This window comes from Streptomyces sp. UC4497, assembly GCF_054871485.1.
In genome coordinates this window covers 22,988-49,502 of the sequence record NZ_JBTYHB010000034.1, presented here as the reverse complement: position 1 = coordinate 49,502, position 26,515 = coordinate 22,988, and the positions used below count along the sequence as shown (strand labels likewise).

Below are 26,515 nucleotides of genomic sequence, written 5' to 3'. Positions count from 1 at the left end.
TACGTCCTCTAAGTCCTCAAGGAGGCATGTCATGTACGACGTGATCATTGCGGGCGGTGGCCCCAACGGGCTGATGCTGGCCTGCGAACTGGCGTTGTCCGGGGTCCGCCCGGTCGTCATCGAGCGGCTCACCGGACCGAAGACGGAACCCCGGGCGAACGGCCTGGTGGGCCAGGTGGTGCGGATGCTGGACCGGCGCGGCCTGTACGCCCGGATCAGCGGTTCCGAGGAACCCGTCCGGCCCGCGCCCCGCTACATGTTCGGCGCGTTCCCCCTGGAGCTCCACCGGCTCGAGAACAACCCGGTCGGCATTCTCCCCGCACCACAGGCACGGATCGAGGCGGTCCTCGCCGAACGGGCCGCCGAACTCGGCGTCGACCTGCGCATGGGTCAGGAAGTCACTGACGTCGGCCAGGACGCCGACTCGGTCCAGGTGACCCTGGCGAGCGGGGAACACCTCACGACCCGCTACCTGGTGGCCGCCGACGGAGGGCGCAGCACCGTGCGCCGCCTGGCCGGCATCGGCTTTCCCGGAGTCACCAACGACGACTTCGTGTCACGTTCGGCGACTGTGTCCGCGCGCGACGAACACGTGGGCCCGCAAGGCGAGTTGATCGTTCCCGGTTACGGGACGCTGCCGCCCACGATGTACGTACGCACCGAGCGCGGAACCATCGTCTGGGCCCGACTTCCCGGCCGCCCCGCGAGCGTCCACACCACGGAGGTCGAGTCACCCGACGACGACCGGTCCGCGCCGATGACCTTCCAGGAACTGCTCGACAGCGCCGAACGCGTCCTGGGCGCACCCCTGCCGGTGCTCCCGCCCGAGGGTGAGGGACCGCATCTGCTGCGCCGCCTCGTCGGAGGCAACACGCGGCTCGCGGAACGCTATCGGGAGGGGCGGATCCTGCTGCTCGGGGACGCGGCCCACGTGCACTCGGCGATCGGTGGCCCCGGCCTCAACCTGGGCCTCCAGGACGCCGTCAACCTCGGCTGGAAACTGGCCGCAACGGTGCGCGGATGGGCGCCCGAGGGCCTCCTCGACACGTACGACGAGGAGCGCCGCCCCGTCGCCGAACGCGTCGTGGACTCCACCCTCGCCCAGTCGGCGCTGCTGCGCCCCGGCCCGGAGGTCACCGCCCTGCGGACCGTCTTCGGCGAGCTGCTGGCCACGACCGCGGGCACGGAACGCGTCGCCCACCTCGTCGCCGGCACCACCGAGGGCTTCGCACCCGACCTCGTTATACACACCGCCACGGGCGCCCACCGGCTGGCCGAACTGACCGCCACCGGGCGCCCGTTGCTCCTCGACCTCGGCGGCGGATTCGCCGACGTGGCGAAGCCCTGGCACGACCGGGTCGACGTGATCACCGGCACGGCGGACGGCACCGACGCAACGGGCATGCTGCTGCGCCCCGACACCCATGTCGCCTGGACCGGCCACGGCCCGGACGACGTGAGTGGTCTGGAGGCGGCGCTGCACCGTTGGTTCGGGGCGCCTTAAAGCCGTCAGTGCCTCGGTGGCCGACGGGGCACGGTCAGGCGCTCCCCGAAGCGGAACGGCGGACGTCGCGGCGGATCAGCGGGCGGTCCACCGCCTCGACCAGCCAGTCGAGTTCGGCCCGGCCGACACGCACATGGTTGGTCAGCACGCCCACCCCGTCGATCGCCGTCTCGACCAGATCGCCCGCCTTCAGCGTGAAGTCGATCTCCGGCACGATGCCGGTCCCGGTGGACAGCACGGCGCCGTCCGGGAACGGCTGGCACCGCCACAGATACTCCGCCAGCTCCTCGGGCGAGCGATGGAACGCCGCCGTGGAGATCGCTCCCCGGAACGCGGCAGCCCCGTCCCGCCACACGGTCAGCGAGATCTTCAGCGCCTGCGGGGCGTCGACCTCCCACACCGGGACGATGCCCGAGGACACCGCCGCGCTCCCGGCGTAGATCTTCGCCTGGGGAAGATAGAGCGGGTTCTCGCCCTCGATGGAGCGCGAGCTGACGTCGTCCACAATCACGTAACCGACCGTCTGCGCCGCCTGGTTGAGCACCACGCCGAGCTCCGGCTCCGGCACGTTCAGCTCGGAGTCGTCCCGGACCGCGATCGGTTCGTCGTCGGTGACCAGGCGCCACGGCAGCGCCTTCAGGAACAACTCGGGCCGTTCGGCGTCGTAGACCCGCTCGTACACCGACTGCTCGGTGCTCTCCTCGACGCGCGCCTCCCGCGAGCGCTCGTACGTCACGCCGGCCGCCCACAGCTCCATCAGGCCGTCCATCGGCGGCAGCAGAAGCACGTCGGCCTCCTCGGCGTCGGGCCGTTGCCGCGCGGCGGTCGCCTCCACCAACTCCCGCAGTCCGTCGACCGGCAGCCGCAACAGGTCGGCGACGCGGGGCGCCCCGTCGAAGCGGCGGATCGCACCGGATGCGTCGGCGATCCCTGTCCTCACGGTCCCGGTGTCGTCGGCGAAGCGGACGATGCGCGTCATGCGGGGGTCCTTTCCTCGGGAGGCCTGCGGATCACTCTCGCCTGTGGCCCGAACGCGGGACAAGGGGGCGGACGGGCCCCTGCGTGGTAAGTGGTGCTCCACCACCCAGTACGGTGCGCACACCCCGTCGCAGCAGTCGGACAACCGAGGAGCGGAGCCCGTATGCCCCAGTCAGCAGTCATCGGCGTGGACATCGGTACGTCCAGCAGCAAGGGGATCCTCGTCGCCCTCGACGGCACCGTGCTGCACACCGCCGTCCGCGAGCACACCGTCGACCGTCCCGCCCCGGGGCACGTGGAGATGCCGGGGGAGGTGTGGTGGGACGAGTTCGTATCCCTCGCCCGCGAGTTGACGTCCGCCCAGGACACGGACGTGGTCGCCGTCGGCGTCAGCGGCATGGGGCCGTGCGTACTGCTCACCGACGCCGACGACACGCCGCTGCGGCCCGCGATCCTGTACGGCGTCGACACCCGCTCCGTCGACCAGATCGAGCGTCTGGACAGGGAGTTGGGGGCGGACGAGATCGTCCGACGATGCGGATCGCGGCTCACCTCGCAGGCGGCGGGCGCCAAGGTCGCGTGGGTCGCCGACGAGGAGCCGGAGCTGTTCGCCCGCGCCCGCCGCCTCTACATGCCCAGCTCGTGGCTCGCCCGCAAGCTCACCGGTGCCTACGTCCTCGACCACCACTCCGCCAGCCAGTGCACCCCGCTCTACGACACCCTGGCCCGCGACTGGTACGCGCCGTGGGCCGAGCGGATCGCGCCCGGCATCGAACTCCCGCCGCTGCGCTGGTCCGGCGAGGCTGCCGGCACCGTCACCGCAGAGGCCGCCCGCGCCACCGGCCTGCCCGCCGGCATCCCCGTCACCACCGGCACCGTCGACGCCTGGGCCGAGGCGCTCAGCGTCGGGGCGCACGGCGTCGGCGACCTGATGCTGATGTACGGCACGACCATGTTCCTCGTGCACACCGTGCCCGACCTGCTGCGCGACCCCGCGCTGTGGAGCACGGTCGGCGCACTGCCCGACACCCGAAACCTCGCGGGCGGCATGGCCACATCCGGCGCCGTCACCGGCTGGCTGCGCGACCTGTTCGGCGACGTCGACTACCCCGAACTCCTGGGCCTCGCCGAGAAGTCGGGGCCCGGCGCGAACGGCCTGCTGATGCTGCCGTACTTCGCGGGGGAGCGCACCCCCGTCGACGACCCGCGCGCCCGTGGTGTCATCGCCGGCCTCACCCTCGGCCACACACGCGGCGACCTGTACCGCTCCGCCCTGGAGGCCACTGCCTTCGGCGTGCGGCACAACATCGAGGCGCTGGAAGCCGCGGGCGGCGACATCCGCCGCGTCGTCGCCGTCGGCGGCGGCACGCAGGGACGGCTGTGGACCCAGATCGTCTCCGACGTCACCGGCCGTACGCAGGAGGTCCGGACGACCTCCGTCGGAGCCTCCTACGGAGAAGCCCTGCTCGCCGCGCAGCTCGTCACGGACGACGCCCGCATCGACGACTGGAACCCGGTCGCCGAACGCCTCGCCCCGCGCCCCGAGGTGACGACCCGCTACGACGAGCTGTACGCGCTCTACCGCGACCTCTACCCGGCGTCGGCAGACGTGACGCACGCCCTGGCCGACCTCCAGACCCGCTGAGTCACCCCGTGCTCAACGCACCGCTGTGGCCGACCTCTCCCGCTCGACCTCCTCCCGCAGCGCCGACCTGCGCCGCCCGAACGCCAGGTACAGCGCGGCCGCCAGGGCCAGCCAGCCCAGGAACAACGTCCAGGTCAGGCCCGGCAGTTGGTACGCCAGATAGGCGCAGGCGGCGGCGGTGAGGATCGGCACCACCGGGTAGAGCGGGACCCGGAAGGGGCGCGGGGCGTCGGGGGCGATGCGGCGCAGCACCATCACCGCCGCCGCCACCGCCACGAAGGCGATCAGCGTGCCCATGCTCGTCAGGTCGGCCAGCTCCTGGAGCGGGACGAACCCGGCGAGCGCCGCGACCGCGACACCCACGATCCACGAGTTGGCCGCGGGAGTGTGCCGCTTGCGGTCGACCCTGCGGAAGACCTGGGGCACCAGGCCGTCCCGCGCCATCGAGAACAGGATGCGGGTCTGCCCGTAGAGGGTGACCAGGACGACGCTGAAGATGGAGACGACCGCGCCGGCGGAGAGGATCAGCGCGGCCGTGCCGGAGCCGGTGACCGACGTGAGGATCGACGCGAGCACCGCCTCGCCCGCCGCCTCCTGGCGCGCGAACGCCCCCTCCGGCTGCGCGCCGATGCCGGCGACCGCGACAAGGATGTACAGGGCCGTCACCACGAGGAGCGTGAGCAGCAGCGCGAGCGGGATGGTGCGGCGCGGGTTGTGCACCTCCTCGCCCGCCGTCGAGACCGTGTCGAAGCCGACGTACGAGAAGAAGACGGCGGAGGCGGCCGCGGTGATGCCGCCCAGGCCGTGCGGCGCGAAGTCGGCGAAGCGGTCGGCCCGGAAGGCGGTGAGGGCCACCACCGCGAACATCACGAGGACGGCGAGCTTCACGCACACCAGGATCGAGTTGACCAGGACGGACTCCCGGGTGCCGCGGGCGAGGAGCGCCGTGCACGCCAGGACGACCACGATCGCCGGGATGTTCACCATGCCGCCCGCGCCCGGCGGTTGGCTGATCGCGTCGGGCAGCGTGACACCGAACAGCGCGTCCGAGACCTCGTTGAGGTACTGGCCCCAGCTGACCGCGACGGTGGACACCGCCACCCCGTACTCCAGGACCAGACACCAGGCGACGAGGTACGCGATGCCCTCACCCAGCGAGGCGTACGCGTACGAGTAGGTGCTGCCCGCCACCGGGATCGCCCCGGCCAACTCCACGTAGCAGAGCGCCGCGAGGGCGGCGACGGTGCCCGCGATGACGAACGACAGCACGACGCCGGGACCGGCCGTGGGCACGCTCGTGCCGAGGACGAAGAAGATGCCGGTGCCGAGCACGGAGCTGATCCCGAGCAGCGTCAGCCGTCCCAGACCCATGGTGCGTTCCAGTTGGGGGCCGTCCTGCGGATCTTGCGGATCGCTCTCGCCCTCGGCAGCCGCGACGATGCTTTCCAGGGGTTTGCGGCGCAACAGCTGAGTGGCCACTGGGCCCATGGGTCCTCCTGTGCGACGGGTGGCACGGCGACGGGTGCGCCGTGCGGTCGGTGAGGACCCGGATCCTTCGGGACCGGCGGGCCCCGCACATTGGCCGATCGGCACAAGTGCCTCGCGGGGTGTTGGCCGATGTCACAACCCGCCACCGGTGTCGTCGCCCGAGGATGATGGACGCACCCCGCGGACACACCGCGCCGCAGACGCGAAGGAGATCAGCCGTGCCCCTCGACCTCGCCGCCGACGTCGTCGCGCTCACCGAGGCACTGGTCGACATGCCCTCCGAGAGCGGCGCCGAGGGCGCGCTCGCCGACGCCGTGGAGACCGCGCTGCGCGCGCTGCCGGGCCTGGACGTGGAGCGCGTCGGCAACTCCGTCGTCGCCCGCACCGAACTCGGCCGCCCCGAGCGGGTCGTGCTCGCCGGACACCTCGACACCGTCCCGGCGGCCGGCAACCTCCCGGCGCGCCGCGACGGCGAGCGGCTGTACGGGCTCGGCGCCTGCGACATGAAGGGCGGCGTGGCGGTCGCGCTGAAGCTGGCCGCCGCGGTGGCGGGCAGGCCGCTGACCCGCGATGTGACCTTCGCCTTCTACGAGTGCGAGGAGATCGCCGGCGACCGCAACGGCCTCGCCGTGATGGCCGCGCGCAGGCCCCAACTCCTGCACGGAGACCTGGCGTTGCTCCTCGAACCCTCCGACGGCGGCGTGGAGGCGGGTTGTCAGGGCTTCCTCCTCGCCGACATCGTCGTGCCGGGACAGCGGGCGCACACCGCGCGCGCCTGGATGGGCAGCAACGCGGCACACCTCGCCGGCGAGGTCCTCACCCGGCTGTACGCTCACGTCCCGGAGCGGATCACGATCGACGGCCTGGAGTACCGGGAGGGCCTCAACGCCGTCGCCGTGCGCGCCGGGGTGTCGTCCAACGTCGTGCCCGACGAGTGCGTGGTCACCGTCAACCTCCGCTTCGCGCCCAGCCGTTCACCGGAGGAGGCGGAGGCGTATGTGCGCGGGCTCTTCCCGGAGTACGAGGTGCGCGTCACGGAGGTGGAGCCGGGCGCGCTGCCGGGGCTCGATCGGCCCATGGCGGCCGGGCTCGTCAAGGCCCTTGGTGTCGAACCGCGGCCGAAGCTCGGCTGGACCGACGTGGCACGCTTCGCATCACTCGGCGTACCGGCACTGAACTGCGGGCCCGGCGACCCCCAACTGGCCCACACGCCGGGGGAGTTCGTGTCGATGGCGGAGGTGCGGGAGTGCGAGGAGCGGTTGCGCGGGTGGCTGCTGTCCGAGGATTCAGCCGCGTAGCCCCGCCAGGGTCCGCAACTGCACCCACAGCAACAGGCGTTGGTCCGGGTCGTCGAGGTCGATGCCGAGCTGCCGCTGCACCTTGCGCAGCCGGTAGCGGCAGGTGTTGGGGTGCACGACCAGCCGCTCCGCCGCCCGTCCGGCGTCGCAGCCCGCGTCCAGCCAGCAGATGAGCGTACGGGCGTACTCGGTGCCGTGCTCGGCGTCGTGCGCGAGGACGTCCCACCAGGGCCCGGCCGACTGGTCCCTGCGGTCGGCCAGGAACTCGCCGAGCACGAGCAGCGAGGTCCGCGCCCGGACCTGCCCGGCGTCCGCCACCTGTCCGGCCCCCAGCACCCGCAGCACCAGATCGGCGTCGTCCCGCGAGTCCCGGACCCCGGCGACGCCCGGCACCGCGTGCCCGAGCCCGGCCCGCACGGAGATCCGCAGCGCCTCCTCCGCGCGCCGCACGATGTCCTCGGCGATCCGCAGATGCCGGTCGGCCGCGTGATCGGCGGCCCCGACCACCGGCAGCAGCGCGTACACCACACCGTCGAGCAGGACGCAGGCGTGCTGCCCGTACCGGGTCTGGCACTGGAGTCGTACGAGGTCGAGCAGGCGCAGCGCCGCCTGCCCGCCGTCCTGCGCGGTCGCCGCGCCGGCGAGTGCGAACGCGGCGACCCGCACCGGGGCGTCGGGCGCGAGGCCGAGGCGGTGCGCGGCGGCGGCCGGTTCGATGGAGCCGTCGAGCAGGCGGCGCAGCAGGTCGCTGCTCAGGTGCCGGGCCAGCTCGTCGGCGGCCCGCGCCCGCAGCAGCAGCATCGCGGCGGCCGAGGCACCCTGGCGCAGCGCGTCCCCGGCGTCGGCGGCCAGGCTCCCCGTGTCCACCGCCCAGATCGAGCCGAGCAGCTCGCCTCCGGCGCGCACCGTGGTGGCCAGGCGGGGCAGCTCGTCGGCGGTCACTCCGGGGAGTTTCAGCGGGCCCTCGGCGGCGTACAGGAGGCGGTAGTCCTCGTCGTTCTCCGGGCTGCCGGGGACCTGGCGGCCGAGGATGCCCTGCCGCCTCGTCTCGTCGACCGGCTGGGCGGGGACGGTCGAGTACGCGAGGATCTGCCGGCCGAGGTCCTCCACGGCGATCGCCCCGCCCACGGCCGCCGCGACGGCGTTGGCCAGCGCGAACAGGTCACCCGGCAGCGCGTCCTCGCCCAGCGGCGCCGTGCGCGTGCCGTGCGCGCCGACGACGGACGACAGCAGCTGGAACACCTGGTGCCAGGCGGCGTCCCGGTCCGTCCCGAGCAGCGCGGCGCCCGCCGTCTCGGCGTCCGGCACCGCGTCCGAGCCGTCGCCGCGCACCACGACCCCCGCCATCCCGGCCCGCCCGGCGTCGCGCACCAGCGGCCCCGCCTCGCCCGCGCGCACGCCGACGGCGAGGAGCAGCGCGCCCGGCGCCCGCTCCGGCAGCGGGGTGTGCGGGTCGTGCAGCAGCACTTCGGTGACCGGGACGGTGCGGCCGTGCGGGGCGCTGAACAGGCGCAGCGTGGAGCCGCCGAGCGCGTCGAGGAGGTTTCCCAGCGTGCAGGTGTCCATGGGTGAACCTTTCGCCGACGGCGGCAGCGGGGGATTGTCCGATCGCAACAGGCTAGACGTCGATGATTGGCCACCACCACAAGGACCTCCCCGCCGTCCGCCCCGAGACTCGTGGCCATGAACGATCTGACGACCTCGACCGTCGACGACGTGGCGGGACTGCGGGCGGTGGCCGACTTCCTCGCCGACGTGTGGCAGATGCCCCGCGACGCCCCGCCCTTCCACACCGATGTGCTGCACAGCGTCGCCCACGCGGGCGGCGCCGTGCACGCGGCCCGGTCGGGCGGCGCCGTGGTCGGTGCCTCGGTCGCGGTGTTCGGACCCCCGGCCGAGCGGGACGTGTACTCGCTCGCCGCGGCGGCCGCTACCTCCGACCGGGGCACCGGCTACCTCGTGAAGCAGGCCCAGCGAATCTGGGCCCTGGAGCGCGGTGCCCGCACCATGCGCTGGACCTTCGACCCGCTCGTCGCCAGGAACGCCCGCTTCAACCTGGTGAAGCTGGGCGCGGTCGCCAGCGAGTACCAGGTCGACTTCTACGGGCCGATGGACGACGGCATCAACAACGGCGACGAGACCGACCGCCTCACCGCCCTGTGGGATCTGACGGCCGACGCCCCGGGGGCCGGCGACCCGGCCGAGGGTCGCGCCGAGGCCGCCGTGCTCGCCAAGGCCCCGGACGGCGGACCGCTCGCCGCCCGCGACGCGAACCGCCTGTGGTGCCGCGTCCCCGAGGACATCGTCGCCCTGCGCGCCGGTGACCCGGACACCGCGCTGCGCTGGCGGCACGCCGTGCGCGAGGTCTTCACCTCGGCGTACGCGGAGGGCCTGCGGGCGACGGCGATGTCCCGCGACGGCTGGTACCTGCTCACCCTTCCCCAAGCTCTCGGCTCCGCTCGAGCAGGGGAGACCCCATCCTCTGCTCTCACCGCCCAGGAGGACCAGGCATGAAGATCGAACGCGTAGAGCTGCTGCACATCGCGATTCCGCTGGTCAAGCCGTTCCGCACATCGTTCGGCAGCGTCGACAGCAAGGACGCCTTCCTGCTGCACGTGGTGACCGACGAGGCCGAGGGCTGGTCGGAGTTCGCCGGGGACCCCGACCCGCTGTACTGCTCCGAGTTCATCGCGGGCGCCGAGATCGTCATCCGGGACTTCCTGCTGCCGCGCGTCAAGGCGCTCCCCGAGCCGCGGGCGGCCGCCGCAGGGGCCGCGATGGAACCGGTCAAGGGCAACGAGCTGGCGAAGGCCGCCCTTGAGACGGCGCTGCTCGACGCCGAACTGCGCGCGTACGGGATGCCGTTGGCCACGTACCTCGGCTCGGCCACCGGGCAGAAGGTTCCCGCAGGTGTCTCCGTCGGCATCAAGAACTCCATCCCTGAACTCCTCGACGACGTCGAGGAGTATCTGGCCGAGGGCTATGTCCGCATCAAGCTGAAGATCGAGCCAGGCTGGGACCTGGAGCCGCTGCGCGCGGTGCGCGAGCGCTTCGGCGACGCGCTGCCGCTGCAGGTGGACGCCAACACCGCGTACACCCTCGCCGACGCCGAACACCTGCGGAAACTGGACGAGTTCGGGCTGCTGCTCATCGAGGAGCCGCTCACCGAGAACGATCTGCGCGCCCACGCCCGGCTCCAGCAGCGCATCGCGACCCCGGTGTGCCTGGACGAGTCGATCCACAGCGCGCGGGACGCCGCCACCGCCATCGCCATGGAGGCCTGCCGGATCATCAACGTCAAGCCGGCCCGCGTCGGCGGCTACCTGGAGGCCCGCCGCATCCACGACGTGGCCGTCGCCAACGGTGTGCCGGTGTGGTGCGGCGGCATGCTGGAGACCGGCATCGGCCGGGCCCCCAACCTGGCGCTCGCCGCGCTGCCCGGCTTCACCCTGCCCGGCGACACCTCGGCCTCGAGCCGCTACTACGCGGAGGACATCACCGAGCCGTTCGTGCTCGACCAGGACGGCTGTCTGTCGGTGCCTTCGGGCCCCGGAATCGGCATCGACCCGCTGCCGGAGACCCTCGCGCGCTTCACCACCGCCACCCACTGGCTGTAACCAGTGGGTCGACACCCCGGTCGTGTTCGGATCCGGTCTTTCCGGGTAGCGGCGTGACGGTCACCCCTGGGCGGGTCGCGACGGGCCCGCCGGGGGCGTGAACCGTCCGACGACAAGGGAGACTTGGGTGTCAGAGAGCCAGGACCGGATCAAGAAGGCGCATGGTCTCGAAGGCGTTCCCGACCGCATCGACTCGTACTACGGAGAATGGGCGGCCTCGTACGACGAGGACCTGCGCACCACCGACTACCGGGGCCCCCACGAGATCGGCGAACTGTTCGACGCGATGGCGGGCGACCATCCGGGTGCGATCGGGGCCGGGTCCGTGGTCCTCGACGCGGGCTGCGGAACGGGCCTGGTCGGCGGGGTGCTCGCGCGGCGCGGTGTCACCGTGATCGACGGCTTCGACCTCAATGAGGGCATGGTCGCCGAGGCCCGCAAGACCGGCATCTACCGCTCGCTCACCGCGGGCGTGGACATGAACCGGGGCCTGGTGGAGTTCGCGGACGACAGCTACGACGTGGCCGTCTGCTGCGGTGTCTTCACGCTGGGGCACGTGCCGCCGACCGGTGTGCAGGGGCTGCTGCGTGTCACGAAGCCCGGTGGCCTCGTCCTGGTGAGCACCTTCTCGAAGTACCTGGCGGGCTCGGACTTCGTCGAGTACGTGCAGCGGCAGGCGGACGACGGCGCCCTCAAGGTCGTCGAGCGGCGGCGCGACGTGCCGTACACGGCCGAAGGGCCCGCGGACTACTGGGCGTTCGAGGTGCTGCGCTGACGGATCCGCCCGGCGGGTTCCGACGTGTGTGGGGCCGCTGTCGGCGAGCTGTCGGGGGCGGTCGGTGGTCTGTAGGTGATCTGTCGTGGGCCGCAGGGAGATTGGTGGCGGTAGGCGCCGTGCGACAACGACGCCGGCCGCGGGCACCACGCCCCGCGGCCCACGTACGAACCGGAAGGACCCCACCATGACCACGGACAGCAAGCACGTCACGATCATCGGCGCCGGTCTCGGCGGGCTCACCCTCGCCCGCGTCCTGCACCTCCACGGCATACCCGCCACCGTCCACGAGGCGGAGCCCTCGCCGACCGCGCGTGCGCAGGGCGGGCTGCTCGACATCCACGACTACAACGGCCAACTCGCCCTCGAAGCCGCCGACTTGATGGACGAGTTCCGTGCGCTCGTCCTTGAGGGCCATGAGGCCATGCGGATCCTCGAACCGGACGGCACCGTGCTGTTCGAGAAGGACGACGACGGCACGGGCGGCCGCCCGGAGGTCTACCGGGGCGAACTGCGACAGATCCTGCTCGACTCCCTCCCCGCCGGCACCGTCCGCTGGGGGCACAAGGTCAGCGGCGTCCGCGCCCTCGATAATGGACACCACGAGGTGACCTTCGCCGACGGCTCCACCGTCGTCACCGACCTGCTGGTCGGCGCGGACGGGGCCTGGTCCCGGGTCCGCCCACTGCTCTCCGCCGCCACACCCGCGTACTCCGGCAAGTCGGTCGTCGAGTCCTACCTGTACGAGTCCGACACCCGGCACCCGGCCACGGCGAAAGCGGTCGGCGGCGGGATGATGATCTCGTTGAAGCCGGGCCGGGAGCTGTTCGCGCACCGGGAGCGGGGCGGCACCCTGCACGCGTACGTGGGTCTCGAGGAGCCGCTGGAGTGGTTCGACGCCATCGACTTCACCGACGCCGCCGCCACCGAGCGCATCGCGGAGGAGTTCCACGGCTGGGCGCCCGAGCTCACCGCGCTGATCACCGAGGCCGAAGGCGCGCCGACCCTGCGCCGCCTGTACACGCTGCCCACCGGCCACCGGTGGGAGCGGGTGCCGGGCGTCACTCTGCTGGGCGACGCGGCGCACCTCGCGCCCCCGAACGGCGAGGGCGCCAACCTGGCCATGGTGGACGGAGCCGAACTGGCCCAGGCCATCGCCGCACACCCCGGTGACGTGGAGGCCGCGCTGACCGCGTACGAGCAGGCCATGTTCGCCCGCACCGCCGAGACCCACGGCGCCGACGCCGACGACCACACGCTGCAGGAGCTGATAGCCGAGCTTCACCGTGCGCAGGTGGAGCCGACGCCGAATAATGCGGAAGTCCGGAGCACCCACACGTAGCACCCACGTGCAGCACCCACATGCAGCACCCACGTGCAGCACCCCTCGAAAGGACACCGCTGTGGCTTCTCGCCTCAACCCGTACATCGCCTTCGACGGGGACGCCCGCCAGGCCATGGAGTTCTACAAGGACGTGTTCGGGGGCGAGCTCGTCCTGAACACCTTCGGCTCCGCCGGTGGCGGCGGTGCGCCCGCCGGCTTCGACGACAAGATCATGCATGCCCTGCTCGAGACCCCGGCCGGCTTCACGATCATGGGTTCGGACACCCCGCCCGGCATGGACCGCACCGTCGGCACCAACATCTCAGTGAGCGTCAGCGGCGACGACGCCGGGGCGCTGCACGGCTACTGGGAGAAGCTGTCGGCCCATGGAACGGTCGGCGTGCCGCTGGAGAAGCAGATGTGGGGCGACGAGTTCGGCATGTGCACCGACCGCTTCGGGATCACCTGGATGGTCGACATCAGCGGTCAGTAGGCAGCGGGCGCGGAGTCCGCCCGGCACGGTCCAGGGGGCGCTGGACCGTGCCGGGCAGTCTGGGGGCGCGTCGTCAGGCGGTGGTGCGCTGCCTGCGGCGCAGGGTGAGGTACGTGCCGGTGGCGCCGGTGGCGACCAGCGCGGCCACACCGAGGCTCACCGGGAGCACCGGGGAGTCGTCGGTCGTCGCGGCCGTGTTCTCCATCGGTGGGCCCGGTGTGATGTGTGTCGTGACCGGGGCGACGGCGTGCAGGGCGCCCTCGGACTTCACCGAGCCGTCCGCGTTCAGCAGCAGCTGTCTGTTGTTGGGGTGCTTGAAGTCGAACATGCCGGACAGCGGGCCCGCGGTGGCGTCGAAGGAGTGGTCGCCGATCCGGCCCGTGTGCCAGTTGTCCTCGATGAAGCGGATGATGGACGCCTGGTCGGTCATGGTGTGGTCGACCTTGTTGACCTTGCTGTACGGGGAGATCACGAGCAGCGGCTGCCGGGTGCCGGGGCCGCAGCGGTCCTGGTAACCCCCGGCCGCCGCCGGGCCGTTCTGGCAGGCGGGGGAGTCGGCGGCCTTGCCGTTGGAGCCGACCGTGGTGTCCTTCGAACCGTTGCGCGGCGGGATGTAGGCGTGGTCGTACCAGCCGTCCGAGTCGTCGTACGCGACGACGATCGCGGTCGACTTCCACTGCGGCGAGCTCTGCACCGCGTTGATCTGGTTCACCAGGAAGTGCTGCTCGTCGACGGGGTCGGAGTAGCCTGCGTGCCCGTCCTGGTACGCGCTGGCCTTGACGAAGCTGACCGCCGGGAGGTGGCCCGCCTTCGCCGCGGCGGAGAAGTCGGTCAGGTCGTAATTGTGGTTGGCGCGGCCCGCGTGGCCGATCTCCGCGACGCTCGTGGGCGCGAGGTGGTGCGGGTTCGCCGTCGTCTTGTAGTAGGCGAACGGGTTGTGGTGCGGGCTGTAGTCGAGGGTCGAGGCACCGCCGACATTGGCGTGCGCGTCCTCGCACTTGGCGTACGAGCCGTCCTCGCCGTTCCACGCGGAGCTCGGCCGGAAGCCGCCCTGGAACCAACCCCAGGACACCTTGCGGGTGTTGAGCAGGTCGCCGATGTTCCTGCCCTTCATGGTGGCGAGGGCGCTCGTGGCGGTGTGGTTCTTGTCGGAGCAGTCGTCGAACGACGGGTCCGGGTCATTGATCATCGTGCCGACGCCGTGCGCGTCAGGGGACTGGACCGCGGTCTTGTCCGGCGTATCGGTTTGCTGGGGGTTCTCGGTGCTGGAGGCCGGGTCGGTGGAGATGACTCCGTGCGTATTACCGGAGGCCAGGTTGATGGCTCCGGGCGTCGACGGGCCGTAGTTCGAGCCGTAGGAGCGGTCGCTCAAGGAGTAGTGCTGGGCGTAGTTCCACAGAGCGGTGACGGTGTTGCCGTCGAAGTAGTCCATCACCAGGCCGGGTTCGCCGAACAGGCCGCCGCTGCACTTGTCGACCTCGGTGTTCTGCACGAACTTGTCGGCCTTGCCGCCGTCGTACGCGTACTGCTCGGGCCCGTAGGAATGGTTCTGGTCGCAGGTCACCGCGTGGTCGGGGGTCAGCCGCTTGGGGGTGTACTGGTTGGGGTTCCGCTTCAGCAGGCCCGCGTGGGCGAGGGTGTCGATGTTCTTCGGCGTGCCCTTGGCCGGCGTGAACTTCGTGCCGTCGGTGTTCGCGGCCTTCGGATACGTCGCGAAGTAGTGGTCGAAGGAGTTGTTCTCGTCGAAGAGCACGACCACGTGCTTGATGGGAGTGGCGGTGCCGGAGGCGTCCCCCGCGGGTGCGGCCGCCCACGTGGGGGAGGCCCCGCCGAGCACGGTGAGCGCGGCGGCTCCCACCAGCGCGCCCAGGCCCCGCACCACTGATCTCCCGGTCGCCGACCCACCGGTCACCGACCCGGATCTACGTGCCTTGCTGTCCATGGATGTGCGTCCTCCGACCCACGTCGACGGCGTGCATGCGCACGTACGGTGGCACTTGAGTGAGCCCTGCATCTATATCAACGGGCAGATCTTGACCACCTGTTGACCGCTTGTGAGCGGAAGCTTTTCGCAGTGGTGAGGTCCGCTTGGGAGTCGGCTCAGGACAGCAGCGCGCGGCCGTACCAGTCGTCGGCGTCGCGCACGCCCGGCAGCGCGAAGAAGTAGCCGCCGCCGAACGGGGAGATGTAATCGGTGAGCGGTTCGCCCGCGAGCCGCTTCTGCACGGTCTCGAACTGCCGCCGCAGGTCCTGCTGGTAGCAGGAGAACAGCAGGCCCATGTCGAGGTTGCCGTTGGTGTCCGTGCCCCGGTCGTAGTTGTAGGCGCGGCGCAGGATCCGCTGGCCCGCGGTGTCCGGGGTGCGGGGGTTGGCGAGCCGGATGTGGGCGTCCAGCGGGATGACGTCGCCCTTGGGGTCGTCGACGAACTTCGGCGCGTCGTGCTCCGCGTCGCCGTCCAGTGGCGCGCCCGACGCGCGGGAACGCCCGAACATCCGCTCCTGCTCGCTCAGCGAGACCCGGTCCCAGAACTCCACCAACATCCGTATCAGTCGCACGACTTGGTAGCTGCCCCCGACGGCCCACTCCGGTTCGTCGCTGTCCTTGCCGACCCACACCAGACGGTTCATCGCGCGGGCGTCGGCGGTGTCCGGGTTGGCGGTGCCGTCCTTGAACCCGAGCAGATTGCGCGGCGTCCCCGAGGGGCGCGGCGGGCTGGTGAAGCCGTCCATGCGCCAGCGCACCTGGAGCGCGCCGCGCGTGTGCCGGGCGATGTCGCGCAGCGCGTGCAGCACCGTGTCCCGGTCGTCGGCGTGCAGTTGCAGGCTCAGATCGCCGTGGCACCAGTCGGGACGGAGGTCGTCGTCGGGGAAGGCGGGCATCGCGGTGAGCCGGCGCGGCCTGCGCCTGCCGAGCCCGAACCGCTCGTCGAACAGTGACGCCCCGACGCCCACGGTCACCGCGAGCGCCCCGCCCGGCAGCCGCTCACCGAGCACCCCCGAGTCGGCCGGCGGTGCGGTGATTCCGGCGGGCTCCGGTGTCCCGCCCGAGGTGAGGAACCGGCAGCGTTCGGTCAACTTACGCATTGCGTCAGCGAGTTCGGCCCGCCCGTCCGCGGTGATGTCGAGGGAGACGAACGCGGTGGCCCGGCGCTGTGCCGCGACGACGGAGGCCTGCCGGGCGCCGTGGAACGCGGCGACGGGCGCCACTGGGGTGTCGATCGGCGCTCCGGCCGGCGCCCCGACCGGGGCCGCGGCGCCGCTCGCGGTGAGCCCGACCCCGGCGAGCGCCGCACCCCTCAGCAGTCCACGCCGCCCGACACCACCCGCCCCGCTCACACCGTCCTCCGCGGATCGCACAGCGTCGCCACCGAGGCCAGGCGCTCGACGAGGTCCCCGAACCGGGCGTCGACGCGCTCGCGCTGCGCCCGGCTCAGCTCCTCCAGTGGTGGCCAGTGACCGTCGTGACGCAGTCCGTCGAGGGTCTGCCCGGCCTGCTTCAAGTCCCGCTCCAGTGACGGGAGGTGGGCGTAGCGCCGGGTCAGAATCGGGTGCAGGCGGGAGAGGACCTCGCGGGTGCCGTCCACGTTGGCGCGGGCCGTGGCGAGGTTGCTGCCGCTGCCGAAGTCCGTACGCCCTGTCAGCTCGAACTGCACCGTGTTCTCCAGGATCTCGTGCGCCCGCAGGCCCAGTTGTGCCGGGTCCATCCGGGCCTGCGCCCAGTCATCGCGCAGCGCGGTGACCGCCTTCAGCAACGCGGCCGCGGGGGCGCGGAGTTCGTGTGCCGACTGGTCGTGCCACAGCCCGTACTCGACGCGGTGGAAGCCGCTGAAGTCCTTGTCGTGGGCGCCGTCCGGCAGCCCGGCGTCCGTGCCGTTGATCCGTCCGTCGGCGTCGCCGAACGCGTCGTAGGCCGCGCCCATCCGCTCGTACTGGAGGTGGGCGGGCAGCCATGCGGTACGGGCGGCACCGAGGTCGCCCCGGTCGACGGCGTCGCGCAATGTCCCCGTAAGGCGGACCACCTTGTCGAGTCCGTCGCCGACCCACTTCTGGTAGGCGATCGCCGGCGGGATCAGGTCGTGCGTGGTGACCGGAGCGGCGGCGGGCCCCGAACGGCCCTTGCGGATACGGACCGTGGGCCCGGTGGCGGCGTCCGCGTCCTCGGGGAGGCACTTGAACGCGTACGCGCCCCTGCCGAGCCGCACCGTCAACTCCCGTGTCGTGCCCGGCCCGATGTCCTCCACCTCGCCGTACATCACGTGGCTGCGCGGATTCTCCAGGAACACCTCGGCGGAGGCGGCGGAGGTGTTGCGCAGCGCGAAGACCTGCACACCCGGCGCGGGTTCGTCCCAGCCCCTGCCGCAGTGGCTCCCGGACACCTCGACCACCGTGCGCGGCGGGCCGCCGGAGGAGCCGCCGCGGTCGTGTTCACCCTGGGTGAGCGCGATGACGTTGGCCACCAGCAGACACAGCAGCACGACGAGTGCCCCGGTGAACAGCCACCGTCGTCTGCGCCGCCACCCGTCGCCGCGCCTCGACATCCGGGCCTCCCAAGGGGGTCGTACGGTGCGGGACGGCCCGATGCTAAGCGGCATACTCCAAGCGAACAGCCGTCCACCGAAAATCATGACCAAGAGTTGACGTGCGTGCACGTGCGTTCACCTGCGCGCACACTCCGCACACAGGTCCGCGCACACCATGGCGCGTGTCCCGGCGTGTGATTGACTGGCTCGCATGGCCGCGCCCCTGTCTCTGTTCCCGCACTCGTCAGCCCGGTCATGACCGCGGAGCCGATGCCGGCCACTCGGCCCCGCAACCGCAGGCAGCTGATCGTCGAGGCGGCCGGGCGACTCTTCAGTGAGCGCGGCTACCACGCCGCGTCCATGGAGGACATCGCCGCCGGAGTGGGCATCACCGCGGCGGCCCTGTACCGGCACTTCCCGAACAAGTACGCGCTGTTCTCCGAATGCGCGCACGCCATGGTGGACGGGCTCGTCGCCACACTCGACGAGCTGCCGCCCGACGCGGACACCGCGGAGCTGCTCAGGGCCCTCGTGCGGATCACCGTGAAGCGCCGGGCGGAGGGCGGTGTGTACCGGTGGGAGGCCCGGTACCTCAACCGCGAGGACCGCAGGCTGCTCCGGGGCAAGTTCGCGCGCGTCGTCGGTCGGGTGACCGAGGCGGTGCGCCGGGAACACCCGGGCGGGCGCGTGGAGTTGCGGGTTGTGGCGGCGCTCGGCGCGATCGGGTCGATCACGATGCACCGCACGTCCATCGCCCAACGCCGTTCCGAGGAACTGCTGTTGACGTGCGCCCTGCGGCTGGTCGAGAAGGACCCGGAACCGGCTCCGCCTGCCAAGGGGAGCGAGCGGGCCATCGAACTTCCGGCGCTCCCCGTGGCGCGCTCGCGGCGCGCGGAGATCCTTGCGGCCGCCGTCCCGCTGTTCGCGCGGGACGGGTTCGCCAACGTCACGAACGGCCAGATCGCGGAGGTGGTGGGCCTGGCCCCGTCCGCGCTCTACCGCCACTACCCGGGCAAGGTCGACATCTTGGCGGCGGCCTGCCTGCAAGCGGCGGGGTTGCTCGCCCAGGCGGTGGACCAGAACCTGGAGGGGACGGCCGACCCGCACGAGGCGGTGGCGGCGCTGGCGGCCACGTACGCGGCGTACAGCTTCGAGCACACCGCGCTGACGAGCGTCGCGGAGGCGGAGTTCGTCGGCCTGCCGGACGAGCTGCGGCGCCCCGCGGTACTGGCGCAGCGCGAGCACATCGCCGTATGGGAACAGCAGTTGAGGGCGGCCTGCCCCGAGCTCGACCCGCGTCAGGCCCGCGTCCTGGTGCACGCAGGGTTCGGCGTCGTCGTCGAGGCCGGGCGGAGCATGCGATGGCGGGACAGCCCCGAGCACCGGGCCACGGTGGCGGGACTTGTGGTGCGGGCGCTGGGGCTCTGAGCGGTGAGCCCCAACGCCCGCGGGGGAGTGGCTAGTCCTGCCGGTTGTGCGTCGGGATCACGATGGGTGTCGTCTGCCCCGAGGCGCCCTTGTTCAGGAACGCCATGGCCAGTGCGCGAACGAACTGGTCGAACATGTAGAACGCGCTGGGCGCAATGGGGTTCAGTCCTTCACGGAAGAGGATGAAGGCCGGCCACACGGTGCGGATCAGGGTCGCCGACGCGTAGTCGCGCTTGAGCCCCAGCCAGTCGCCGATCTCGTTGCTGAGGACGTAGCGCACGAACTCGTTGAGGAACCCGCGCGTCACGCCGAGGTCGATCTGTGCGGTCAACCCCAGGAGATCCTCGGCCAGTTCGATGCCCTCGGTGGTGGGGGAGAGGATCGGCGTGAGCACCTGCGCCGACTGCTTGTCCGCCTCGTCCCACGACTTGGGGATGTACTCCGTGCGCACGCCGAGCAGGTGCAGGGCGACCTGCCAGCTGTGCAGGAACGCCTCCTGGTCCTCGGCCGAGAACGGCACCTTCCAGTCGAGCAGCTTCCTGCGCACGAACGTGCCGAGGCTGTGGAAGGTGACCAGGATGTCGGCGTTGCTGATCGGGATCTTCTGGTCCGCGACCGCCGACCAGTGCGGGGACTGCGGCAGCATGTGCCGCACCGCGGCGTGCACCAGACGCGTCTTGTTGGCGGTGACGACGAACTGTCCCTCGGGCTCGAAACCCTTCAGCTGGGCCAGGTCGTAGCCGAACGTGAACGTCTTGGCCGCGCGGTCCTGCATGTCGGCGCCGCCCGCGGACCAGTACACACTCTTCGCCTCGCGCGGGATCACGGTGCTCATGATCCCGCTGCCGAGTCCGTAGAGCAGGAAGAGGTAGGTGTCCTTGCGCCGGTTGAAGTCGGCGGCGCGCGCCAGCTTCTTCGGATCCGCCCAGGACGGAAGCTTGTTGACGCCCTGCAGATACGTGTGGAGTTCGGCCGGCAGGCCGCTGGGCAGCGGGTCGTTGTTGTTCACCCACGGCCCCATCGCCTTGTTGACGGCCGGGACCTGACCGCTGGTGATGATCTTGGCCATCAGCGGGTCGATCTCGTCGTCCCACACGTACTCGGGATCGGTGCCCGCTCCGGCGCCCGCGACCGAGCCCGTCGGCGACCAGGCCCATGCGTTGGTGGCGGTACCCGTCGCGCCGACGAGCCCCAGCGCGGCACCGAGCGACAGGATGTTTCTGCGGCTCAGATTTGTCATTGACTTACTCGCTTTCCTGGTTGGCCAGGCGGTTCAACAAGCCCGGATGTGCTGGGCGTTGGGGGTTTCCGCCATGCTTCAAATCTTGTTCCAGGATGTGATTTCTGATTAACATAGCGAGGCGCGCAGGCATCGACAAGAGAGTCGGCAAGAGTGCCGACAGGGCATCGAAGTGACCGAGGCGAAACCGGAGCAGCGGTCCCGTACGAGCGAGGAGCCCGCATGAGCACGGACCAGGCCCGCCCCGCGTGGGTGACGGACGAGGCGGTCGAGCGATGGTGCGGCGGGGTGCGCCGCGACGCGAAACGCGACGAGACCGGTGTCCCCGAACCGCTGACCGCACTGGCGCCGTTCGACCTGTCGCCGATCGCGGCCGTTCCCACCTGCACTCCGGAGGATGTGACGGAGGCGGTGGCAGGCGCCCGCGCCGCACAGGCGGCATGGGCGGGAACACCGGACAAGCGCCGCGCCGACCTCGTACTCGCCTTCCACGACCTGCTGTTGAAGCGGCAGGACCAGGCGCTCGACCTGATCCAGTGGGAGACGGGCAAGGCGCGCTACCACGCGTGGATGGAGGTGGCCCAGGTCGCGACGATCGCCCGGCACTACGCGCGGCGCGCCCGGCACTACCTGGCGACCCGCCGCGTGCGCGGGATGATCCCCGGCGCGACGCGGGTCCAGGAGGTGCGGGTGCCGAAGGGTGTCGTCGGCATCATCTCGCCCTGGAACTACCCGCTCTACCTCGGCGTCGGCGACGTACTGCCCGCGCTCCTCGCCGGCAACGCCGTGGTGTCCAAGGCGGATTCACAGACCGCGCTGACCCTGCTGTGGACGCGGGCCCTGATGGCGGAGGCCGGGCTGCCCACCGACCTGTGGCAGATCGTGACCGGCCCCGGCTCCGTGGTCGGCACGGCCCTCGTCGACGCCGCCGACTACGTCTGCTTCACCGGCTCGACCGCCACCGGACGGACCGTCGGGGAGCGCGCCGCGCGTCGCCTCGTCGGTGCCTCTCTTGAGCTCGGCGGCAAGAACCCGCTGATCGTGCGCGCGGACGCCGACGTCACGGCGGCCGCGGCAGGCACGGTGGCGGCCGCCTTCGCCAACACCGGGCAGATGTGCATCCACATCGAGCGCGTCTACGTACACGAGAAGATCTACGACACCTTCCGCGACGAACTCGTCCGCGCGACACGGGCGTTGCGCCTCGGTAGCGCCTACGACTACTCGGCGGACATCGGCTCCCTCACGTCGAAGGCGCAGCTCACGGCCGTCGAGTCCCATGTCGGCGGGGCGGTGGCCCAGGGGGCGACGGTGCTCGCGGGCGGCAAGGCCCGCCCCGACATCGGCCCGCTCTTCTACGAACCCACCATCCTCGAAGGTGTCACACCGGAGATGGCGGTGTGCGGCGAGGAGACCTTCGGCCCGGTCGTCTCGCTCTACCCCTACGAGACCGACGACGAGGCCGTCGACCTTGCCAACCAGGGCAGTTACGGACTCTCGGCGTCGATCTGGTCCAAGGACACCCGCGAGGCCGCCCGCCTCGCACGCCGGATCCGGTCCGGATCGGTCAACATCAACGACGGCGCCGCCGCGGCCGCCGGAAGCATCGAGGCGGGGATGGGCGGCATGGGCGACAGCGGACTCGGCAGGCGCCACGGGGCCGAGGGAATCCGCAAGTACACCGAGAGCCAGACGCTCGCCACGCAGCGGTTCCTCCCTCTCGGTCCGACAAAGCCGGAGGAGAGCTCGGTGACATCCTTCATCCGCCGTACGAACGGCCAACTGGCCCTGCTGCGCAGGCTGGGGGTCCGATGAGCGGCGTGAGCGAACGATGGAAGGCCCTGCGTGCGGTGGAGGGGCTGGTGGACCCGGTCGAACTCGACGCCCTGTGGGCCGACTTGGAGACGGTCGATGCGGCATCGCTGCTCGGCCCTTGGCGCGGCTTCGCCTTCCTGACCGGCCACCCCATCGAGAAGGTGCTGGCCGCGAGCCGCTGGCACGGCAAACGGTTCGACGCGCTCGACGACGCGAAGCCACTGATCTGCCGCGCCGAGGACGGCAGCCTCTACTCCGACACCAAGTCGGGCCGCGGCGAGGCCAGCCTGTGGAACGTCGAGTTCCGGGGCGAGGTGACCGCCACGATGGTGTACGACGGGATGCCCGTGTTCGACCACTTCAAGCGGGTCGACGACACCACGCTCATGGGCGTGATGAACGGCAAGCCCGGTGTCGTGCTCGCGGACGGGCGGCACTTCTACTTCGGTCTGGAGCGCGAAACGCCGGACCGGGAACGCGAAACACCTGGCGTGGGACGCGAAACCCCGGACGTGGATCGCGAAACCCCGGACCGCACATGAAGGCTTCGGTGCTGCTCTCGCGCGGCGCCGCGCCCAGCGCGCTCGTCGAGGCCGAACTCGACGACCCGCGCCCGCACGAGGTGCTCGTCCGGATCGAGGCGGTCGGCCTCTGCCACACCGACCTCGCCACCAGGAAGGCGCTCGGTGACCGCCCGGCGGTGCTCGGCCACGAGGGCTGCGGCGTCGTGGAACGCCTCGGGTCGGGAGTCGTCGGCCTGGAGGCGGGGGGCCGGGTCGTGCTCTCGTTCGCGCACTGCGGCCGCTGCGGACAGTGCCGGTCTGGACACCCGGCCTACTGCGACCTCGCGACCACCCTCAACAACTCGGGACGACGCGCGGACGGAACGCCCACCATCCGCGTGGGCGGTGTCCCGGTCTTCGGCTCCTTCTTCGGCCAGTCGTCCTTCGCCACGGCCGCGCTCGTCGACGCCCGATCTTGTGTGCCGGTCGGCGACGTACCGCCGTGGGTCGCGGCCCCGCTGGGCTGCGGATTCCTGACCGGCGCGGGCGCGGTCCTCAACGTCCTGCGACCGGGTCCCGGCGACCGGCTCCTGGTGGTCGGAGCGGGCGCGGTCGGCAGCGCGGCCGTGCTGACCGCGCTGTCCGAAGGCGTGGATGTCGTGGTGGCGGAGCCGGTGGCCGCGCGCCGCGAACTGGCAAGCAGGTTCGGCGCGTTGGCGGCCCGCTCCCTGGACGACCCGCTCCCCTCGGTGACCCACGCCCTTGACACCACCGGCCGCCCGGAGCTGCTGACCCGCGCCCTGTCGCTGCTCCAGCCACGCGGAACGCTCGCCGTGGTCGGCCTCGGACCCGCGACGGCCGAGATCGACGTGCGGGACCTGATGCTGCGAGGGCTCCAACTCCGCGGCTGCGTCGAGGGGGACGCGGAACCGGCGCAGCTCGTAGCGGAGTTGATCGGGCGCTACGAGAAGGGGCGGTTGCCGCTGGACGAGCTGGTGACGACGTACGCGCTGGGGGAGTTCGACCGGGCGGTGGCGGAGCAGCGGGAGGGGAGGGCGCTGAAGGCCGTGCTGATTCCGGGGAGTTGACGGGTCGCGCGGCCGACGTGCTCCACGGCCGACGGGGTGTCACTCACACGTGATGGTCCACCGGAATGTGCCCCCGGGCGCGCCCCTCGTCGTCCAGCAGGCGCCCCATCCGCTTGGCCGTCAGCAGGGTGACGTCACGGCGCAGGATTCGGGCACCGGGGAGCCGGGAGCCGAGACGTACCTCGAACCCGGCGGCATCGCTCAGCGAGCGCGCCCAGGTCGACACCAGCAGATTGGCCTCCCCGGTCACCGCCATGCACAACCGGACCCCGGGCAGCGCGGCCACCAGGTGCCCCGCCGCGTCCAGTTCGGCGGAGGGGACGGCGACCCGGTACGTGCTGATGACCGGTCGGCCCGCCGCGAGATGGGACACGTCGCAGCGGATCCTGACCTGTCCCGAAGCCAGCATCCGGGTGAGCCGGCGGCGGACCGTCGCCTCGCTGGTGCCGGTGTCCCGGGCAAGATCGCTGTAGGGGCGGCGGGCGTCGTGGGACAGGGCGCGGAGCAGCGCGCGGTCGGCGTCGCCGTGCTGCGGTGCCGCCGACTGGGCCGCCGCGGCGGACGCCAGGCGGGAGCGCTGGCCCCGGTCGAGCGCGTGCACCTTCCAGTCCGCGCCTTCCCGGTAGCTGTGCAGCACCACGGAGAGTTGGACGTCGCGCGCGCCCGGCAGCCCGGCGAGCGGGCCGTCGGCGAAGCGCGTCAGGGCCGCCGTACCGGAGCAGGACAGGGTGAGGAACAGGGCGCCGTCGGTGCCGGTGGTGCCGCCGCCGGTGGTGCGTTCGACACTGGCCACGCGCGGATCCGTGCACGCCGCCTCCGCGGCGGCGGCCAGGCTGCCGGGAGACACGGCCACATCGGCGAAGGCCATGCACAGGCGCTGCCCCCGCCCGTGCCGCTCCCACGCCTCGTACGCGGTGCTCCAGGCGAGCCCGGAGGCCCGCAACCGGTCCCAACGGCGGGCGGCGGTGGTGGCGTCGATGCCCAGGACCGCGCCGATCCGCGACCAAGGGGCACGGGGGCTGGTCTGCAGGGCGTCGACGAGCGCCATGTCCGTCTCGTCGAGGTCGTCCTGCATGTCGGCAGTGGGGGAGACGGAATCCTGCGCCTCTAGGGCGATGGATTCCGGCATCGGTGCGGGGGCGGACGGCATGGCGACCATTGTGGGGCCACTCGCACCCGCCCGTACGGCGGCCCCGACACAGGGGCGTACGCCCGCCGTACGCATGTGCGCGCCGGCCAGGACGCAGACCCGTTCGCAAGGCCAGGCGTGCGCGCCCACCCCTGGGGTCTGTTGTTTGGATCAGGCCGGGCTCGCAGGGGCTGGCACGCACGCTCGCGGCGTTGTCGTCGGTCGACGACGCTCCGCGTCGACTCCCTCCTCCGCCTTGCGATCGCACGCACCAGCCCCCGCTCCCTGATCCGGCCTGATCCAAACAACAGACCCCAGTCGCGACACACACCGTGGAGCCGCCGTGAGCGCCACCGATTCACCTACCGAAGCGACCGAAGCGGCCGACGCACCCGCCGCGCACCCCGCGCCCACCGAGGGCCGGGTCCGGCTCGACCGGGCCGCGAAGACGACCGTCGGCCTGCTGTTCCTGGCCTGGATCGTCGACTACATCGACCGGCTCGTCATCAACCTCGCCCTGCCGCACATCGGCACCGAGTTCGGCATCGACCGCACCCAGCAGGGCATGGTCCTCTCCGCGTTCTTCCTGGCCTACGCGGCATGCCAGATCCCCGGCGGACTGCTCGCCGACCGGTTCGGATCCAAGCGGATCCTGCTGTGGGCGATGCTGATCTGGTCGGCGTTCACGGCGCTGACCGGGACCGCCTGGTCGTTCGCCGCGCTCGTCGTGATCCGGGTGCTGTTCGGCGCCGGGCAGGGCATCTTCCCCGCCGCCGCGATGAAGGCCGTCGCCGAACGCACCGGATCCCGTGAGCGGATGACGGCGAGCGGCTGGATCTCCTCGTCCAACTCCTTCGGCGCGGTCGTCGCACCGTTGATCGCGGGACCCGTGATCGCCCTGTGGGGCTGGCGGATGTCGTTCTACGCCGTCGCGGGCCTCGGCGTCGCGACCTTCGTCCTCGTACAACTCCTGCTTCCGCCGGCGCGACCGACCGCGCGGAGCGAGGCCGCCGGGGGCGGCGGCGGAACGCGTGCGCTGCTCGCCACCCCGGCGATGTGGCTGTACGTGGGGATGCTCTTCGGCTACGGGATGCTCGCCTGGGGCCTCAACTCCTGGGTGCCGTCATATCTGCAGACCGAGCGCGGGCTCTCGCTGGAGAGTTCCGGCCTGCTCACCGCGCTGCCCGCGCTCTTCGGCGGCCTCGCGATGATCCTCAGCGGCTGGTGCGCCGACAGGCTGAAGGGCCGTCCCGCGCTCCTTGTCGCGCCGTCCATGACCGTCGCCGGCGCGGCGGTGCTCGCGATGACGCAGGCCGAAGGGCTGGTCGCGTTCGAGACCCTGCTCTGTGTCGCCTTCGCCGCCTGCACGTTCTGCTTCACGCCGATCTTCGCGGTGCCGCTGCGGACACTGTCGACGCGGCTGAGCGGCGCGGCCTCCGGAATGATCAACTTCGGCGGCCAGTCCGCGGGCATCCTGGTGCCGATGCTGATGGGATATCTCGCGGACGCCTACTCGTTCACCGTCGCGTTCGCCGTTCTCGCCCTCGGGGCGGCGCTCACCGCCTGCCTCGCGCTGCTGGCCTCGCAGACCTCCGAGACCCTGCGCTCCCGGCTCGGCCCCGCCGTCCGGGACTGACCACTCGCCCTCCCCGCCCAGCGAAGGAGCTTCG

At 71.7% G+C, this 26,515-nt stretch carries 21 protein-coding genes; 13 read left to right on the top strand and 8 right to left on the bottom strand.

Features of this window, described 5'->3' with window-relative positions:
- The first annotated feature begins 31 nt into the window (after positions 1-31).
- Positions 32-1,504, top strand: coding sequence for an FAD-dependent monooxygenase (locus ACYSUO_RS33330; RefSeq protein WP_461779954.1), 1,473 nt, complete (start codon positions 32-34; stop codon positions 1,502-1,504).
- Between the two features lie 34 nt (positions 1,505-1,538).
- Here ACYSUO_RS33330 and ACYSUO_RS33325 read toward each other — a convergent pair whose 3' ends face one another.
- Complete coding sequence (locus ACYSUO_RS33325) at positions 1,539-2,483, bottom strand: fumarylacetoacetate hydrolase family protein (protein WP_461779953.1); 945 nt, start codon at positions 2,481-2,483, stop codon at positions 1,539-1,541.
- Between the two features lie 162 nt (positions 2,484-2,645).
- On the opposite strand from ACYSUO_RS33325, the gene ACYSUO_RS33320 reads away from it, so the two are divergent.
- On the top strand, positions 2,646-4,127 hold the full coding sequence (locus ACYSUO_RS33320; RefSeq protein ID WP_461779952.1) for an FGGY-family carbohydrate kinase: 1,482 nt from the start codon (positions 2,646-2,648) through the stop codon (positions 4,125-4,127).
- 12 nt (positions 4,128-4,139) lie between these two features.
- Here ACYSUO_RS33320 and ACYSUO_RS33315 read toward each other — a convergent pair whose 3' ends face one another.
- Positions 4,140-5,615: an APC family permease gene (locus ACYSUO_RS33315; RefSeq protein WP_461779951.1), complete on the bottom strand. Its 1,476-nt coding sequence runs from the start codon at positions 5,613-5,615 to the stop codon at positions 4,140-4,142.
- Positions 5,616-5,782: 167 nt separating this feature from the next.
- Here ACYSUO_RS33315 and dapE point away from each other — a divergent pair, with 167 nt between their 5' ends.
- Entirely contained in the window at positions 5,783-6,913 is a 1,131-nt protein-coding gene (gene dapE, locus ACYSUO_RS33310; RefSeq protein ID WP_461779950.1) for a succinyl-diaminopimelate desuccinylase, read from the top strand.
- Here dapE and ACYSUO_RS33305 read toward each other — a convergent pair.
- The gene (locus ACYSUO_RS33305; protein ID WP_461779949.1) at positions 6,902-8,479 is read right to left on the bottom strand and encodes a PucR family transcriptional regulator; all 1,578 of its coding nucleotides are present in this window, start codon (positions 8,477-8,479) and stop codon (positions 6,902-6,904) included. The genes dapE and ACYSUO_RS33305 overlap by 12 nt on opposite strands.
- 117 nt (positions 8,480-8,596) lie before the next feature.
- Between ACYSUO_RS33305 and ACYSUO_RS33300 the strand changes: the two genes are divergently transcribed.
- The 5 genes from ACYSUO_RS33300 (at position 8,597) to ACYSUO_RS33280 (ending at position 13,122) form a co-directional block, all read left to right on the top strand.
- Positions 8,597-9,427, top strand: coding sequence for a chorismate synthase (locus ACYSUO_RS33300; RefSeq protein WP_461779948.1), 831 nt, complete (start codon positions 8,597-8,599; stop codon positions 9,425-9,427).
- Positions 9,424-10,530, top strand: coding sequence for an o-succinylbenzoate synthase (menC, locus tag ACYSUO_RS33295; protein ID WP_461779947.1), 1,107 nt, complete (start codon positions 9,424-9,426; stop codon positions 10,528-10,530). Before ACYSUO_RS33300 ends, menC begins: the two co-directional genes overlap by 4 nt.
- A 127-nt stretch (positions 10,531-10,657) precedes the next feature.
- Positions 10,658-11,305 (top strand): class I SAM-dependent DNA methyltransferase, encoded by a 648-nt coding sequence (locus ACYSUO_RS33290; protein ID WP_461779946.1) that lies wholly within the window; start codon positions 10,658-10,660, stop codon positions 11,303-11,305.
- Between the two features lie 187 nt (positions 11,306-11,492).
- Positions 11,493-12,647 carry an FAD-dependent oxidoreductase gene (locus ACYSUO_RS33285; RefSeq protein WP_461779945.1) on the top strand — a complete coding sequence of 385 codons (1,155 nt, stop codon included), beginning with the start codon at positions 11,493-11,495 and terminating at the stop codon, positions 12,645-12,647.
- 61 nt (positions 12,648-12,708) lie between these two features.
- Positions 12,709-13,122, top strand: coding sequence for a VOC family protein (locus ACYSUO_RS33280; RefSeq protein WP_461779944.1), 414 nt, complete (start codon positions 12,709-12,711; stop codon positions 13,120-13,122).
- Positions 13,123-13,195: 73 nt separating this feature from the next.
- Here the strand turns inward: ACYSUO_RS33280 and ACYSUO_RS33275 are convergent, their stop codons facing one another.
- The 3 genes from ACYSUO_RS33275 to ACYSUO_RS33265 all read right to left on the bottom strand — a co-directional run bounded on the left by ACYSUO_RS33275 (position 13,196) and on the right by ACYSUO_RS33265 (position 17,660).
- On the bottom strand, positions 13,196-15,064 hold the full coding sequence (locus ACYSUO_RS33275; RefSeq protein ID WP_461779943.1) for a phospholipase C: 1,869 nt from the start codon (positions 15,062-15,064) through the stop codon (positions 13,196-13,198).
- A gap of 158 nt (positions 15,065-15,222) precedes the next feature.
- Positions 15,223-16,458 (bottom strand): iron uptake transporter deferrochelatase/peroxidase subunit, encoded by a 1,236-nt coding sequence (gene efeB, locus ACYSUO_RS33270; protein ID WP_461779942.1) that lies wholly within the window; start codon positions 16,456-16,458, stop codon positions 15,223-15,225.
- The gene (locus ACYSUO_RS33265) at positions 16,455-17,660 is read right to left on the bottom strand and encodes an EfeM/EfeO family lipoprotein (protein ID WP_461779941.1); all 1,206 of its coding nucleotides are present in this window, start codon (positions 17,658-17,660) and stop codon (positions 16,455-16,457) included. Before ACYSUO_RS33265 ends, efeB begins: the two co-directional genes overlap by 4 nt.
- A gap of 237 nt (positions 17,661-17,897) precedes the next feature.
- On the opposite strand from ACYSUO_RS33265, the gene ACYSUO_RS33260 reads away from it, so the two are divergent.
- Positions 17,898-19,070 (top strand): TetR/AcrR family transcriptional regulator, encoded by a 1,173-nt coding sequence (locus ACYSUO_RS33260; RefSeq protein ID WP_461779940.1) that lies wholly within the window; start codon positions 17,898-17,900, stop codon positions 19,068-19,070.
- A gap of 31 nt (positions 19,071-19,101) precedes the next feature.
- Here ACYSUO_RS33260 and ACYSUO_RS33255 read toward each other — a convergent pair whose 3' ends face one another.
- Positions 19,102-20,310 carry an oxygenase MpaB family protein gene (locus ACYSUO_RS33255; RefSeq protein ID WP_461779939.1) on the bottom strand — a complete coding sequence of 403 codons (1,209 nt, stop codon included), beginning with the start codon at positions 20,308-20,310 and terminating at the stop codon, positions 19,102-19,104.
- A gap of 222 nt (positions 20,311-20,532) precedes the next feature.
- Between ACYSUO_RS33255 and ACYSUO_RS33250 the strand changes: the two genes are divergently transcribed.
- The 3 genes from ACYSUO_RS33250 to ACYSUO_RS33240 are packed head-to-tail and all read left to right on the top strand — an operon-like array spanning position 20,533 to position 23,716.
- Complete coding sequence (locus ACYSUO_RS33250) at positions 20,533-22,125, top strand: succinic semialdehyde dehydrogenase (protein WP_461779938.1); 1,593 nt, start codon at positions 20,533-20,535, stop codon at positions 22,123-22,125.
- A complete protein-coding gene (locus ACYSUO_RS33245) occupies positions 22,122-22,667 on the top strand; it encodes a DUF4334 domain-containing protein (RefSeq protein ID WP_461779937.1) in 546 nt (181 codons plus the stop codon). The genes ACYSUO_RS33250 and ACYSUO_RS33245 overlap by 4 nt, the downstream gene beginning before the upstream one ends.
- Positions 22,664-23,716, top strand: coding sequence for an NAD(P)-dependent alcohol dehydrogenase (locus ACYSUO_RS33240; RefSeq protein ID WP_461779936.1), 1,053 nt, complete (start codon positions 22,664-22,666; stop codon positions 23,714-23,716). Before ACYSUO_RS33245 ends, ACYSUO_RS33240 begins: the two co-directional genes overlap by 4 nt.
- 43 nt (positions 23,717-23,759) lie before the next feature.
- On the opposite strand, the gene ACYSUO_RS33235 is transcribed toward ACYSUO_RS33240, so the two are convergent.
- A complete protein-coding gene (locus ACYSUO_RS33235; RefSeq protein ID WP_461779935.1) occupies positions 23,760-24,866 on the bottom strand; it encodes an Lrp/AsnC family transcriptional regulator in 1,107 nt (368 codons plus the stop codon).
- Between the two features lie 322 nt (positions 24,867-25,188).
- Between ACYSUO_RS33235 and ACYSUO_RS33230 the strand changes: the two genes are divergently transcribed.
- The gene (locus tag ACYSUO_RS33230; protein ID WP_461779934.1) at positions 25,189-26,481 is read left to right on the top strand and encodes an MFS transporter; all 1,293 of its coding nucleotides are present in this window, start codon (positions 25,189-25,191) and stop codon (positions 26,479-26,481) included.
- The last annotated feature ends 34 nt before the right edge of the window (positions 26,482-26,515 follow it).

What these genes read in the sequence shown, in the direction of transcription:
- ACYSUO_RS33330 (WP_461779954.1), top strand. Translation starts at nt 32, where the DNA reads ATGTACGACGTGATCATTGCGGGCGGTGGCCCCAACGGGCTGATGCTG.
- ACYSUO_RS33325 (WP_461779953.1), bottom strand. Translation starts at nt 2,483, where the DNA reads ATGACGCGCATCGTCCGCTTCGCCGACGACACCGGGACCGTGAGGACA.
- ACYSUO_RS33320 (WP_461779952.1), top strand. Translation starts at nt 2,646, where the DNA reads ATGCCCCAGTCAGCAGTCATCGGCGTGGACATCGGTACGTCCAGCAGC.
- ACYSUO_RS33315 (WP_461779951.1), bottom strand. Translation starts at nt 5,615, where the DNA reads ATGGGCCCAGTGGCCACTCAGCTGTTGCGCCGCAAACCCCTGGAAAGC.
- dapE (WP_461779950.1), top strand. Translation starts at nt 5,783, where the DNA reads ATGGACGCACCCCGCGGACACACCGCGCCGCAGACGCGAAGGAGATCA.
- ACYSUO_RS33305 (WP_461779949.1), bottom strand. Translation starts at nt 8,479, where the DNA reads ATGGACACCTGCACGCTGGGAAACCTCCTCGACGCGCTCGGCGGCTCC.
- ACYSUO_RS33300 (WP_461779948.1), top strand. Translation starts at nt 8,597, where the DNA reads ATGAACGATCTGACGACCTCGACCGTCGACGACGTGGCGGGACTGCGG.
- menC (WP_461779947.1), top strand. Translation starts at nt 9,424, where the DNA reads ATGAAGATCGAACGCGTAGAGCTGCTGCACATCGCGATTCCGCTGGTC.
- ACYSUO_RS33285 (WP_461779945.1), top strand. Translation starts at nt 11,493, where the DNA reads ATGACCACGGACAGCAAGCACGTCACGATCATCGGCGCCGGTCTCGGC.
- ACYSUO_RS33275 (WP_461779943.1), bottom strand. Translation starts at nt 15,064, where the DNA reads ATGGACAGCAAGGCACGTAGATCCGGGTCGGTGACCGGTGGGTCGGCG.
- ACYSUO_RS33265 (WP_461779941.1), bottom strand. Translation starts at nt 17,660, where the DNA reads ATGTCGAGGCGCGGCGACGGGTGGCGGCGCAGACGACGGTGGCTGTTC.
- ACYSUO_RS33260 (WP_461779940.1), top strand. Translation starts at nt 17,898, where the DNA reads ATGACCGCGGAGCCGATGCCGGCCACTCGGCCCCGCAACCGCAGGCAG.
- ACYSUO_RS33255 (WP_461779939.1), bottom strand. Translation starts at nt 20,310, where the DNA reads ATGACAAATCTGAGCCGCAGAAACATCCTGTCGCTCGGTGCCGCGCTG.
- ACYSUO_RS33250 (WP_461779938.1), top strand. Translation starts at nt 20,533, where the DNA reads ATGAGCACGGACCAGGCCCGCCCCGCGTGGGTGACGGACGAGGCGGTC.
- ACYSUO_RS33245 (WP_461779937.1), top strand. Translation starts at nt 22,122, where the DNA reads ATGAGCGGCGTGAGCGAACGATGGAAGGCCCTGCGTGCGGTGGAGGGG.
- ACYSUO_RS33240 (WP_461779936.1), top strand. Translation starts at nt 22,664, where the DNA reads ATGAAGGCTTCGGTGCTGCTCTCGCGCGGCGCCGCGCCCAGCGCGCTC.
- ACYSUO_RS33235 (WP_461779935.1), bottom strand. Translation starts at nt 24,866, where the DNA reads ATGCCGTCCGCCCCCGCACCGATGCCGGAATCCATCGCCCTAGAGGCG.